Annotated in this window: 14 protein-coding genes; 13 read left to right on the top strand and 1 reads right to left on the bottom strand. The window is 53.2% G+C overall.

Annotated features, from left to right (window positions below; translation table 11 throughout):
* The first annotated feature begins 11 nt into the window (after positions 1 to 11).
* The 12 genes from I5P96_RS00905 to I5P96_RS00850 all read left to right on the top strand — a co-directional run bounded on the left by I5P96_RS00905 (position 12) and on the right by I5P96_RS00850 (position 11,452).
* Complete coding sequence (locus tag I5P96_RS00905) at positions 12 to 878, top strand: VirB6/TrbL-like conjugal transfer protein, CD1112 family (RefSeq protein WP_223382763.1); 867 nt, start codon at positions 12 to 14, stop codon at positions 876 to 878.
* A gap of 14 nt (positions 879 to 892) precedes the next feature.
* Positions 893 to 1,258: a PrgI family protein gene (locus tag I5P96_RS00900; RefSeq protein ID WP_223382762.1), complete on the top strand. Its 366-nt coding sequence runs from the start codon at positions 893 to 895 to the stop codon at positions 1,256 to 1,258.
* Positions 1,230 to 3,623, top strand: coding sequence for a VirB4-like conjugal transfer ATPase, CD1110 family (locus tag I5P96_RS00895; RefSeq protein ID WP_223382761.1), 2,394 nt, complete (start codon positions 1,230 to 1,232; stop codon positions 3,621 to 3,623). Before I5P96_RS00900 ends, I5P96_RS00895 begins: the two co-directional genes overlap by 29 nt.
* Entirely contained in the window at positions 3,620 to 5,353 is a 1,734-nt protein-coding gene (locus I5P96_RS00890; protein ID WP_223382760.1) for a CD1108 family mobile element protein, read from the top strand. The genes I5P96_RS00895 and I5P96_RS00890 overlap by 4 nt, the downstream gene beginning before the upstream one ends.
* Positions 5,354 to 5,367: 14 nt before the next feature.
* Entirely contained in the window at positions 5,368 to 5,634 is a 267-nt protein-coding gene (locus tag I5P96_RS00885; protein ID WP_117477554.1) for a DUF4315 family protein, read from the top strand.
* Positions 5,618 to 6,349, top strand: coding sequence for a DUF4366 domain-containing protein (locus tag I5P96_RS00880; RefSeq protein ID WP_117554913.1), 732 nt, complete (start codon positions 5,618 to 5,620; stop codon positions 6,347 to 6,349). The genes I5P96_RS00885 and I5P96_RS00880 overlap by 17 nt, the downstream gene beginning before the upstream one ends.
* A 99-nt stretch (positions 6,350 to 6,448) precedes the next feature.
* A complete protein-coding gene (locus tag I5P96_RS00875; protein ID WP_371290690.1) occupies positions 6,449 to 8,491 on the top strand; it encodes a DNA topoisomerase 3 in 2,043 nt (680 codons plus the stop codon).
* Positions 8,491 to 9,378 carry an LPD16 domain-containing protein gene (locus I5P96_RS00870; RefSeq protein WP_117554808.1) on the top strand — a complete coding sequence of 296 codons (888 nt, stop codon included), beginning with the start codon at positions 8,491 to 8,493 and terminating at the stop codon, positions 9,376 to 9,378. The genes I5P96_RS00875 and I5P96_RS00870 overlap by 1 nt, the downstream gene beginning before the upstream one ends.
* A gap of 8 nt (positions 9,379 to 9,386) precedes the next feature.
* The gene (locus I5P96_RS00865; RefSeq protein ID WP_117554807.1) at positions 9,387 to 9,902 is read left to right on the top strand and encodes a YodL domain-containing protein; all 516 of its coding nucleotides are present in this window, start codon (positions 9,387 to 9,389) and stop codon (positions 9,900 to 9,902) included.
* Entirely contained in the window at positions 9,892 to 10,095 is a 204-nt protein-coding gene (locus I5P96_RS00860) for a transposon-transfer assisting family protein (RefSeq protein WP_015537699.1), read from the top strand. Before I5P96_RS00865 ends, I5P96_RS00860 begins: the two co-directional genes overlap by 11 nt.
* Before the next feature lie 98 nt (positions 10,096 to 10,193).
* Positions 10,194 to 11,012: a 4Fe-4S binding protein gene (locus I5P96_RS00855; protein WP_097783386.1), complete on the top strand. Its 819-nt coding sequence runs from the start codon at positions 10,194 to 10,196 to the stop codon at positions 11,010 to 11,012.
* Between the two features lie 32 nt (positions 11,013 to 11,044).
* Positions 11,045 to 11,452, top strand: coding sequence for an arsenate reductase ArsC (locus tag I5P96_RS00850; protein ID WP_117554806.1), 408 nt, complete (start codon positions 11,045 to 11,047; stop codon positions 11,450 to 11,452).
* A gap of 37 nt (positions 11,453 to 11,489) precedes the next feature.
* Here the strand turns inward: I5P96_RS00850 and I5P96_RS00845 are convergent, their stop codons facing one another.
* A complete protein-coding gene (locus tag I5P96_RS00845) occupies positions 11,490 to 12,224 on the bottom strand; it encodes a hypothetical protein (RefSeq protein ID WP_181968256.1) in 735 nt (244 codons plus the stop codon).
* Between the two features lie 130 nt (positions 12,225 to 12,354).
* Here I5P96_RS00845 and I5P96_RS00840 point away from each other — a divergent pair, with 130 nt between their 5' ends.
* A complete protein-coding gene (locus I5P96_RS00840) occupies positions 12,355 to 12,708 on the top strand; it encodes a TnpV protein (protein ID WP_117554805.1) in 354 nt (117 codons plus the stop codon).
* The last annotated feature ends 123 nt before the right edge of the window (positions 12,709 to 12,831 follow it).

Here is a 12,831-nt window from a genome sequence, read left to right as displayed (position 1 = left end):
ACGGTGACTGAATGGAAACCGTTCTTAAAGCCATTGCCGACTGGATCAAAGGCATCCTGACGGCAGGCATTATGTCCAATCTCAGCGGGCTGTTCGATGATGTGAACACGCAGGTAGGCAACATCGCCCAGCAGGTGGGCACCAAGCCTTCCAGCTTTGAGCCGAGAGTGTTCGCCATGATCGAAGCCCTCTCCCGGAACGTGGTGCTGCCCATTGCGGGCATCATCCTGACCTTCATCGCCTGTTATGAACTCATCGAGATGATCACCCAGCACAACAATATGGCACAATTTGAGCCTGCCCTTATCATGCGCTGGATCTTTAAGACCGCTGTTTCGGTATGGCTCATCAGCAATACTTTTGACATCGTGATGGCTGTATTCGATGTCACCCAGAAGGTGGTGTCCGATTCCAGCAGCATCATTGCCGGAAATACCCGTGTCAACGACATTGGTTTGTCCATGCTGCAATCCAGTTTGATGCAGATGGACGTCGGCCCCCTGTTCGGGCTGTTTTTGCAGTCCTTTTTTATCGGCATCACCATGCGCATCCTGTCCATCGTGATTTTTGTCATCGTCTACGGAAGAATGATTGAAATTTACTGCATGGTAAGCCTTGCGCCCATCCCCATGGCGACTTTCGGCAACCACGAGCAGAGCCACATGGGACAGAACTACCTGAAATGCCTGTTTGCGCTGGGTTTTCAGGGCTTTCTCATCCTTATCTGCGTGGCGATTTACGCTGTGTTGATCCAGAGCGTGGCGATTTCCGGGGATGCCATCAACTCCATTTGGAGCATTGTGGGCTACACCGTTTTGCTCTGTTTCAGCCTGTTCAAGACCAGCTCCGTGATAAAATCCGTTCTCGGAGCGCACTAAAAGGAGGTGTTTGATTGGCTGCTTATATCTCTGTGCCCCGTGATCTGACCAAAGTCAAATCCAAGGTGGCGTTCAACCTGACCAAACGGCAGCTTGTCTGCTTTGGCACAGCGGCTCTCATTGGAGTGCCGCTGTTTTTTGTTCTCCGGGATTCCGGCGGCAACACTGCCGCCACCCTCGGTATGATGGCGGTGATGCTGCCGGCGTTCTTCCTTGGGATGTACGAAAAAAACGGCCAGCCCTTGGAAAAGCTGCTGTCGTACTATGTGCAGTCCCGGTTTGTCCGCCCGAAAATTCGCCCCTACAAGACCAACAATTACTATGCGATTTTGATGAAGGGAGGCGTGCCCCATGATTCCGTTTTGGAAAAAGACCGGTAAGCACAGCAAGCCGCAGTCTGTGCAGAAGCGCAGGCAGAACGCAAAGCCTGCGGTGCCCCGGACCGCCCAACAGTCCATCCCCATGCAGCGGATGTTTGAGGATGGCACCTGCCGTGTGAAAGCAAACTATTATACCCGTACCATCCAGTATCAGGACATCAATTACCAGCTTGCCCAGCAGGAGGACAAGACCGCCATTTTCGAGGAATGGTGCAGTTTTCTGAACTTCTTCGATTCCAGCATCAAATTTGAATTGTCCTTTGTGAACATGGCAACCGACAGCACCGAGTTTGAAAAGAGCATCCGAATTCCGTTCCAGAAGGACGGTTTTGACGATGTGCGTGCGGAGTATTCGCAAATGCTGCGCCAGCAGCTTGCCAAGGGCAATAATGGTCTGACCAAGACCAAGTTCATCACCTTTGGGGTGGAAGGCGAAAGCATGGCGCAGGTCAAGCCCCGGCTCGACCACATCCAGAACGACCTGCTGAACAACTTCCACCGGCTTGGGGTACAAGCAAAGCCCCTGAACGGTGTCCAGCGGCTGAAACTCATGCACGATATGTTCAACATGGACGGTGCCAGCAAGTTTCACTTTGACTGGAAAGACCTCGTAAAAAGCGGCCTTTCGGTGAAGGATGCCATTGCGCCCACCGCCTTTGCGTTCAAGAACAGCCGCACCTTCCAGATGGGCGGTATCTTCTGCGCCGTCAGCTTTCTGAGCATCACAGCCTCCGACATCAGCGACCAGCTTTTGAAGGACTTTCTGGACATGGATTCGTCCCAGATCGTCACCATGCACATCCAGTCCGTTGACCAGAATCGTGCCATTAAGACGGTGAAGCGCACCATCACCGAACTGGACCGCAGCAAGATTGAGGAACAGAAAAAAGCCATCCGCGCCGGGTATGATATTGACATCATACCGTCAGATTTGGCGACTTACGGCAGAGATGCCAAGGCTCTTTTGAAGGAACTTCAGAGCCAGAATGAGCGTATGTTCCTTGTCACGTTTCTGGTTCTGAACACCGGGCGCACGGAGCAGGAGCTGGAAAACAATGTCTTTCAGGCATCCAGCATTGCACAGAAGCACAACTGCAACCTGTGCCGGCTGGATTTCCAGCAGGAGCAGGGGCTGATGTCCTCGTTGCCGTTGGCGGATAACCAGATTGAGATTCAGCGCGGTCTTACCACTAGCAGCACAGCGATTTTTATCCCATTCACCACACAGGAACTTTATCAGTCTGGCAAGGAATCGCTGTACTACGGCTTGAATGCCCTGTCCAACAACCTTATCATGGTGGACCGCAAAAAGCTGAAAAACCCCAACGGCCTGATTCTGGGCACTCCGGGAAGCGGCAAAAGTTTCTCGGCAAAGCGTGAGATCACCAACGCATTTCTGGTGACAGACGATGATATTATTGTCAATGATCCTGAGGGAGAGTATGCCCCTCTTGTGAAGCGTCTGAAAGGTCAGGTCATCAAAATCTCGCCCAACAGTACCCAGTTCATCAATCCCATGGACATCAATGCCAACTACTCCGAGGAAGATAATCCCCTGTCCCTGAAAGCCGACTTTATCCTTTCGCTGTGCGAACTTGTGGTGGGTGGCAAGGAGGGGCTGCTGCCGGTAGAGAAAACCGTCATCGACCGCTGTGTGCATCTGATTTACCGCAAATATTTTGCCGACCCCTGCCCGGAGAATATGCCCATCCTTGAGGACTTGTACAATGCCCTACTCCAACAGGACGAGAAGGAAGCCCACCATGTTGCTACGGCGTTGGAAATCTACGTCAAGGGCAGTCTGAATCTGTTCAACCACCGCACCAATGTGAACGTCAACAACCGCATCGTCTGCTATGACATCAAAGAACTGGGCAAGCAGATGAAGAAGCTCGGTATGCTCATTGTGCAGGATCAGGTCTGGGGGCGTGTCACAGCCAACCGCAGCAGCGGCAAGTCCACCCGATATTATATGGATGAGATGCACCTCCTCTTAAAAGAGGAACAGACTGCGGCGTATTCCGTAGAAATCTGGAAGCGTTTCCGTAAGTGGGGCGGTATTCCCACGGGGCTGACCCAGAACGTGAAAGACCTTCTTTCTTCCCGTGAAGTCGAGAATATTTTCGAGAACAGTGACATGATCATCATGCTGAATCAGGCGGCAGGAGACCGGCAGATCCTTGCAAAACAGCTCAACATCTCGCCCCATCAGCTTTCCTATGTGACCCACTCTGGCGAGGGCGAGGGGCTGCTGTTTTTCGGCAATGTGATTCTGCCCTTTGTTGACCGCTTCCCCACCGATCTGGAACTCTACCGTATTATGACCACCAAGTTGGGTGAAGTTTCGGAGGGCGCACAGAAATGAGCAAACCGAAGTTGAACATCAAAGAGGAATCGTCTACCAAAAAGACCCGTTCTCCTCCGAAAAAAGCCAAGGTGGAGCAGTCGGTGCCCAAAAAGAAAAAGCTGAAAACCGATGCAGATAAAGCTGCGGAAAAGGCACAGCATCTGCGGTTCGGCAAGGCAGAACTGACCCCGGACGAACTGAGCCGGTTGAGCAAGGCACAGAAGCGGGAAATGTACGCCGCCCATGCCGCCCGGTCTGCGGTGCACCGAGAGGTTGACCAATACGAGGATGACAATGTGGGCACACAGGCTCTGAGCGAGGGCGAAAAAGCGGCTGGAAATGTCCGGGATATTTCCAAGAGCAGATACGCCCGGAAGCTCAAGAAAAAAGCCAAGCCGCAGGGCAGGAAAGGCACCAAAACCGCAAAATCTTCTGCACGGGAGCCAACTGCGCCACAAGATGCAGGCGCATCCAGCACCAGCGAGGGCGGCTCCAACTGGCTTTCCCGGTGGCGGCAGAAACAGGATATCCGGCAGAGCTATTATGCTGCCGCCCGGTCGGGCACAGCGGCGCAGACCGCAGGCGGCAAGGCGGCATCCAATGGCGCATCTGCTGCCCGGTCAGGCGTGGAACAGGCGGTGGAGAAAGGCAAAACTGCCGTCAGCACTGCCGTAAAGGGGCTGATGAATGCCGCCAAAAGCAACGCACACGTTCTGGTGATCGTGGGCGTTTTTCTTTTGCTCATCCTCATGGTGATGTCTGGTTTTTCCTCCTGCGGTATCCTCTTTTCCGGCGGCACACAGGTGTCCGGGCAGACCATGTACTCTGCCGAGGACAGGGACATCCGGGGTGCAGAACAGGACTACAAGAAGCTGGAAAAGAAACTGGACAAGAAAATCAAGCGCACCCCCACCGACCATCCCGGCTACAACGAGTACCAGTACCATCTCGACCCCATCGAGCATGACCCGTGGCAGTTGACCTCGTTCCTGACCACCTTGTATGACGATTACACCCGGTCGGAGGTGCAGGGCAAGCTGAAGGAAACCTTCAAAAAACAGTACAAGCTGACCACATGGGTAGAGGTGCAGATACGGTATAAGACCGTCTGGGTCATCAGTCCGGCAGGAATTCCAGTCCCTACGCAGGTGCCCTATGAGTACCGCATCTTCCACACCAAGCTGGTGAACCGTGGCTTGGAGGTGGTCATCCGGGAGGAACTGAACAACGACCAGTGGAAACGGTACGAGATTTTCCAAGATACCTTGGGCGGCAGACCCTATCTGTTCAACGGCGGATTACCGCCCGGTGGCTCCGATGGCTCCGGCACACCGGGCATCGACTATCAGGTTCCGGCAGAAGCTCTGACCGACAGCGAGTTTGCCGCCATCTACAAGGAAGCCCAAAAGTATGTGGGTACGCCCTATGTGTGGGGTGGCTCCACCCCGGAAACAGGCTTTGATTGCAGCGGCTACGTCTGCTGGGTCTACAACCAGAACGGCTACGATGTGGGCAGAACCACCGCCAACGGATTATGGCAGAAAAGCCAGCACATTTCCGAAGCCGAAGCAAAGCCCGGTGATCTTGTTTTCTTTGAAGGAACGTATGATACGCCGGGGAAAAGTCATGTGGGCATCTACCTCGGAAACGGCATGATGGTCAGTGCCGGAGACCCCATCAAGTACGCAAACATTCACTCGTCCTACTGGGAGAAGCATCTCGCCGGGTTTGGACGGCTTTCAAAATGATTGGAGGAATTACTATGAGCGAAAAATCGGATAAGCTGCGGGCGATGCTGGAAAAAGAGAAGGAACGCCGCATCAAGCTGAACAACCGCATCGAGATTCTGGAGCGGCGCATTCAGGAAGAGGATTCTGCCGAGGTCAACGAGATGGTGCGGACTGCAAAGGTCACGCCGGAACAGCTTGCCGCCCTGCTGCGGCAGTCCGCAACCACCATCCCGAACCCGGCTGCGCTGTCTGCCGTGGGTGCAACTTTTGAGAAGGAGGTCGATGCAGATGAAGATTAAGAAACTGGGCGCGCTGCTGGTATCGGCGGCACTGTGCGCTGGCATGGCGGCTCCCGCCTTTGCCTTTGAGGGCGAAGCTGCCCCGGTGGAGCAGCCGGTTCTGCCGGAAGTCGTGGAGAAAGATGTTGTCACCGTCACGGACGAAACCTCTGGTGCCCTGACCCCGGAGGGCAATCTGACGCTGGTGGACGATTACTACACCAACTACTCCGATGGCAGCGGACAGCAGTTTATTACGCTGGTCAGCAAGTCGGGCAATACGTTCTACTTGGTCATCGACCGCAACGCCAAAGGACAGCAGACCGTCCACTTTATGAACCTTGTGGACGAAGCCGACCTGCTGGCACTGATGGAGGAAGATGCTGCCGATGCCTATACCGCTGAAAAAGAAGCAGCGGCGCAGGCTGAACAGGATAAGCTGAAAGCCGAGGAAGAAGCCAAGAAAGCCGCAGAAGAAGCGGCGGCATTCGGCGAGGAACAGCCCAAGGAAAACAAGGTCACAAAGATCGCATCCGGCTTTCTGGGCGTAGTCGTGCTGATTACGCTGGCGGCAGGCGGCGGCTTCTACGCTTTCACAAAGCAGAAGCAGAAAAAGCAGGCAGAAAAAGAAGCCCTTGACCCCGATGCAAACTACACCGAGGACAAGGGCGACTTTGAGATTCCCACCGAGGATGAACCGGAAGAAGCCGGAGAGGAAGATACCGAACCCATCTGATTTCAAGGCGGCATTTGCCGCCGTACATATCCAAATGAAAACAGATTGGAGGGAACGCTTATTTTAATTCTAGTTGTAGCAGAAAAGCCCTCGGTTGCCATGTCCTGTGCCAAAATCCTCGGTGCCACCAGCCGTCAGGACGGCTACCTTGAGGGCAACGGCTATCTGGTAAGCTGGTGTGTGGGTCATCTGGTGGAACTTGCTCCACCCAACGTATACGATGAAAAGTACGTTAAATGGAGTGTGGCCGACCTGCCTATTCTGCCAGAGAAATGGCAATACCTTGTGTCTGCCAGCACCAAAAAGCAGTTTGGCATTTTGAAAAAGCTCATGCACCGCCCGGATGTGAACAGCGTGATCTGTGCTACGGATTCCGGACGTGAGGGAGAACTGATCTTCCGCTTGGTGTACCAGCAAGCGGGATGCAAAAAGCCCTTTACCCGCCTGTGGCTGTCCAGCATGGAGGAAAACGCCATCCGGGAGGGCTTTGCCCATCTCAAACCGTCAACTGAATACGATGCGCTGTACAATGCAGCACTCTGCCGGGAACGTGCCGACTGGATGGTCGGCATCAATGCGTCCCGGCTTTTTTCATGCTTGTACGGTCAACCGCTGGCGGTAGGGCGTGTTATGACCCCGGTGCTTGCCATGACGGTGGTGCGGGAAGCCGCCATTGCCGCCTTTGTGCCGGAGAAATTCTACACGGTGGATTTGGAACTGACCAGCGGCTGCACGGCATCCAGCCGCCGCATTCCTGAAAAATCCGTTGCAGAAAACCTGTTGAAAGCCTGCCGAAAGGAGATGGTGGCAACGATCCAGCGCATCACCCGCAAGGAAAAATCCGAGAATCCGCCGTCGCTGTACGACCTGACCACCCTTCAGCGAGATGCCAACCGCCTGCTGGGGTACAGCGCACAGCAGACGCTGGACTATGTGCAGAGCCTGTATGAGAAGAAACTTACCACTTATCCCAGAACTGATAGCTGCTATATCACCGACGATGACGAGGAGATGCTGGAGGAGCTGACCGAGGAACTGGAAGTTTTTCTCGACATTACCCCGGAAGATGTGGACGAGGCGGTGCCCCGGACACGGCGCACCGTCAACCGGGAAAAAGTCACCGACCACCACGCCATTCTGCCCACCCGCAGTATGCTGCAAGCCGATCTGGAAGCATTGCCTAAAGGCGAGCAGAACGTCCTGAAGCTCATCATCGCCCGGACGCTGATGGCAGTCAGCAAGCCCTTCCGTTATCTGGAAACCCTGCTGACCACCGAATGTGCCGGGGAGGAATTTACCGCCAAGGGAAAGGAGGTTCTGGAGGAAGGCTGGAAAGCGGTGGAACGCAAGGTACTGGCAGACATTCTAAATCGAAAACAGGAACTCACCGCCCTGCCCAATGCGGCAGAAAACGAGTGCGGCATCCTCAACGCCGAACTGAAAGAGGGGCAGACCTCGCCGCCGAAGCATTTTACCGAGGACCTTCTACTTCATGCGATGGAAACTGCCAGTGCGGATAGTATGCCGGAGGGCGTAGAACGTCAGGGTATCGGCACTCCGGCAACCAGAGCCGCCACCATTGAAAAGCTGGTGCAGAAGGGCTTTCTGGAGCGCAAGGGCAACAAGAAAACCAAGGTGCTGCTGCCCACGGATAAGGGAAAAGCCCTCATCACTGTGATGCCCGAAGAAATCCAATCCCCGGAAATGACCGCCGATTGGGAAACAAAGCTGCTGCAAATCGAGCGTGGCGAAATGGAGCCGAGCGAATTTATGACCGAGATCAATACGATGATTACCGAACTGGTAAAGAACACGGAAATGAAAAAAGGAGCGAATGCACTTATGAAAAACAAAATCATTGGTGTCTGCCCGAACTGTGGTAAGCCTGTCGTGGAGCGTGAAAAAGGCTGGTTCTGCGAGAACCGGGAGTGCCGTTTTGTCCTGTGGAAGGACAATGCGTTCTTCAAGCGTCTGGGCAAACGGCTGGACGCTCATGTGGCGGACAAGCTGCTGCGGGATGGTCGTGTCCGCTTGAAGGACTGCAAGAGTGCCAAGGGCAAGACCTACAATGCCACCGTGCTGCTGTCCTGTGAAGCCGATGGCCGCAGCAAGTTTTCGCTGGAATTTGAAGGTGGGTGCTGATGGAGCAGATAAAAGAAGCGGTCTACCTTATCAACGATGAACGCTATCTGCATCTCCGGGAAAACGGTGCAGGGGTCGGCTTTGCCACTTATAACAAGGTAACTGGCGAGCCGCTGGAAAGTGGGCAGATCTCGGAAAAGAATCTGCCGCCCGATGGCAGGAACGCCATTTCTGCCGCCCGGAACTGGTATCTGTTTGAACTTTCGGACGATGACCGCAAGGTCATCCAACAGGAAAGCGTAAAGATCCTCGAAAACATCCCGCAAGCTGGTATCGGCAGACGGCGCATCTGGGAGCCTGAAACGCTGCCGAAGGATATTCGTCTCATCAACAGCCACTATGATGACCTCTATCGCATTCCAGATGGCGGCGTGATTCAGGTGGATTACCCGGATGGGCGCAGTTTTACAGCACGGGTGGAACATCTGGATGATTACCACTTTGACATGGGCGGTCTGGGCAATGTGTTCCACATCTGCCAGTTTGCCGAGGTCATGGAACGAAACCATGCAGACTTCTATCCCGAAATTCAGACACAGGACGAGCAGGCTGCATGGGAACTGGGCGGCAAGGGCTATCTTGCTATCCAGTCCTGTGAGGACGGCTGGGACTACACTATTTACCACAGTGATTATTCCGTAATGGACGGTGGGCAGCTGGATGCCCCGGAACTGACCATTCAGGAAGCTCGTGAGCAGATTTTGGAAGCGCACCACTTGGAAAAGGGGCGGCGGCTGTTGCAGGACTACGATGCCGTCATGGATAAAGTTGCGGAAGCTGAGGAACTGAGCGCAGACCACCGCCCTTCCACACTGGAAAAGCTGGCAGAACTGGCAAGTGATACGTCTGCGCCAAAATCCTCTGCACGGTCTGCGCCAGAACTGTGAGGTGGACAATGCAGCAAAAATGGAATCAGAATTTTGACGGCGAACTCATGCCGGACATCCCGCAGAAATTTCTGAACGCAGGGTGCGATGTTTATATGGTGATGCAACTACGGCATGACGAAAAAATCCTCGATGAAAGATTTGCTTCTATGCGGGAGTTGAATCGTCGAGGCAAAACGCCAGACCCGGAGCATTACGAGGTCACCTACTATGCTGATTTGCCCGCCATGTGGCAGGATGTGCCGAACAACGAGGTTTTGGAAGAACTATTTCAGATGTTCAACCTCTCCCGTCCGCAGGATTTTGAGGGGCACAGCCTGTCGGTCAGCGATGTAATCGCACTCAAACGCAATGGCGAGGTGTCTGTGCATTATGTGGACAGCATCGGCTTCAAAGATTTACAGGGGTTTCTGGACAAGCAGCCGGAGCGCCCTTCTGTTTTGCAAACTCTCAAGGAGAAGTGCAATGCCCCGGAGTGCAATCCCACCTTCTGTCGGAAAGTGAGGGATGCCCATGAACTTTGACCATGAAGAACTCATGCTGATGATGCTTTACAACACCGGCACCCGACTGGGGCTTATCCACGAACTGCGGCTCATGCAGTGCTACCTGATGCCCGATGAGACCGCCCTGCGGGAGTTGTCGGAAGGTGTTATCGAGAAGCTGAAACTGCTGACCGATGCCGAGTTTGCCGAACTGGAATTTCCCCCGGACTGACTTTCGCCGCCTGCGGGCGGCGTACATAGGCTCTTTTACAATGGGATTCGGTGTGGTATACTGAACTCGACAAATCGAAGTTTGTTGGGGATGCAAAAATGAAGAAATATGCTATGCCGATCATTATGCTGGCTGTATTCGAAACGGTCGCAATTACCTTATGGCTGACAAAGAACAATCTGTTCTATCTGTTCAATTTCAGCTACATTGGTCTGTCCATTTCACTTGGTGTTTTTTTGTATATTAAAAAATATAAGTACGCAAGGCGCATTGTTCAACTTCTTGTCGGTCTGTACATGCTTGTCTATCTTGGGTTGATATGTAACGAAAATATGCAGATCGAGGGATTCTGGTATTATCTGTTCACAGGCGTGTTTGAGGCTGCAACAATACATTATGCCGTAGCCAAAATATTCGGACCGCTGATATTTGGACGCGGATGGTGCGGATATGCCTGCTGGACAGCTATGGTGCTGGATTTTCTGCCCTACAAAGTGCCAAAAGAGCCGCGAAGAAAAATAGGATGGATCAGGTATATCACCTTTGCGGCTTCGCTGATCTTTGTTGCAGCATTGTTCCTTGCTCATGTGGGGAGCCTAGAGAGAATCATGTTCTGGGCATTTATCATTGGTAACATTCTCTATTATACGGCAGGAATTATCCTTGCATTTTTCTTCAAGGATAACCGGGCATTCTGCAAGTACATCTGTCCGATTACTGTTTTTCTGAAGCCGATGAGTTATTTTTCTCTGATTCGTCTGAAATGCGATAAGGAGAAATGTGTCTCCTGTGGGAAATGCAAACGTGTTTGCCCGATGAATGTTGATGTGACAGATAATTCAAGGAAACGTAAAAACGGTACAGAATGCATCCTATGCATGGAGTGCGTAAAGAACTGTCCCAAAGACGCATTATGACAACTTCCAGTTTGTGGGGAAGGAACACCTATATGTCAAAACCCAAAATCGCCTTTATCTGTGTCCATAATTCCTGCCGCAGCCAGATTGCCGAAGCCTTTGGCAAGGTACTGGCCGCAGATGTGTTTGAAAGCTACTCGGCTGGAACCGAAACCAAACCGCAGATCAATCAGGATGCTGTGCGCCTGATGAAAGAACTATATGGCATCGACATGGAAAAGACACAGTATTCCAAGCTGATCTCTGCAATTCCAAAGCCGGATATCGCTATTTCCATGGGCTGCAATGTCAGCTGCCCGTTCATTGGCAGATCTTTTGATGAGAATTGGGGTCTGGATGACCCTACTGGAAAAAGCGATGATGAATTCAAAGCAGTCATAGAGCAGATTCGTCAGAACGTTCTTGCTTTGAAATCGAAACTTTGCGGTTCCAGTTTTTGAAATCCTCAAAAGTGAGGTCTTGATAGAACGCTTCGATTCATGCTATACTAAAACCAATTTTAATTCCATAAGCGAGTGACCTTAAAAGGCCGCTCGCTTTTTTGTTTACAACGAGATTGAAGGGAGGAACGCTATGCCAAGCAAAACCGAAGAATATCTCGCCCTTGCCCAGCGCACGGCCAACGGCTTGACCCGATACTGGGAAAGCTGGACGGACTACCTGACCACCGCATCCCGGTTGTACAAGTACCCCTTTGCAGACCAGTTGATGATCTACGCTCAGCGGCCCGATGCCACCGCCTGCGCCGAATTTGACATTTGGCGCAACCGGATGAACCGCTATGTCAGGCGTGGCTCTAAGGGCATCGCCCTGCTGGACGAATCCAGCGGATTTCCGCGCCTGCACTACGTTTTCGATGTGTCGGACACCGGGGTGCGCCGCAATTCCCGTGACCCGGAGGTGTGGCAGTACAACGATGACCTGAAACAGCCGGTTTCGGAAATGCTCGCCGCCACCTATGGCATCAGCGGAGAGCGTGTCAGCCAGCAGCTTGCGGACGTTGCAGGGAAGCTGGTGGCGGATTACTGGGACAACAACGGCGGGGACATCCGTGCCATCGTTGACAGCTCGCTGCTGATGGATTATGATGAAGCCGGGGTGGAGATGCAGTTCAAGTCCGCTGCCGCCATCAGCGTCACCTACACGCTGCTGGAACGCTGCGGCTTTGAGCCGGCCGGATGGTTCGATAAGGATGATTTCCAAGCCATCCATGAATTTTCTACCCCGGATAGTGTCTACGCCCTCGGCGCAGCAGTCAGCGACATGAGCCGGGAGGTCTTACGCCAAATTGAGCGCACCGTAAAAACCACCATTCGCCGCCGAAACAATGAAAGGAGCCAGCATGAATATGAGCAGCAATCTGAGTTACACGCAGACCGGGGATTATCTTCTCCCGAACCTGACCCTGCATCAGCCGAAGAACCCGCTGGGCAAGTACGGCAGGATGCGCCTGAACTTTCTGAAGCAGCAGCATCCGGTACTGTACAACACGATGCTCCTGTCGGGGAGCCTGTACCCGCACCTGATGGAGGTGGAGCAGACGGCAGAGAACCGGATGCAGCAGACCATGGCGCAGCTTCTGAAACAGAACCCGGCCCCGGACAAGGAGCAGAATCAGATGGCATGGGTGCAGCACATGAACAGTCTGAAAGCACAGGCCGAGGAACTGGTACTGACGGAACTGATTTACAGCTGAGTTTCTTCGATGCCCACATCCCTACCGAAGCTGAACAAATCGAAACCATCGACCAAGCGGAAAGCGAAAAAACGCCCTCCGCTTTTTCGTTATCTCAAGCTGAAATTGAGAACGAACTGCGGC

Origin of the sequence: Faecalibacterium prausnitzii, from assembly GCF_019967995.1 — a bacterium.
Lineage (GTDB): Bacteria > Bacillota > Clostridia > Oscillospirales > Ruminococcaceae > Faecalibacterium > Faecalibacterium prausnitzii_E.
The sequence above is the reverse complement of the archived record's forward strand: the minus strand, read 5'-3'. Positions and strand labels throughout refer to the sequence as shown.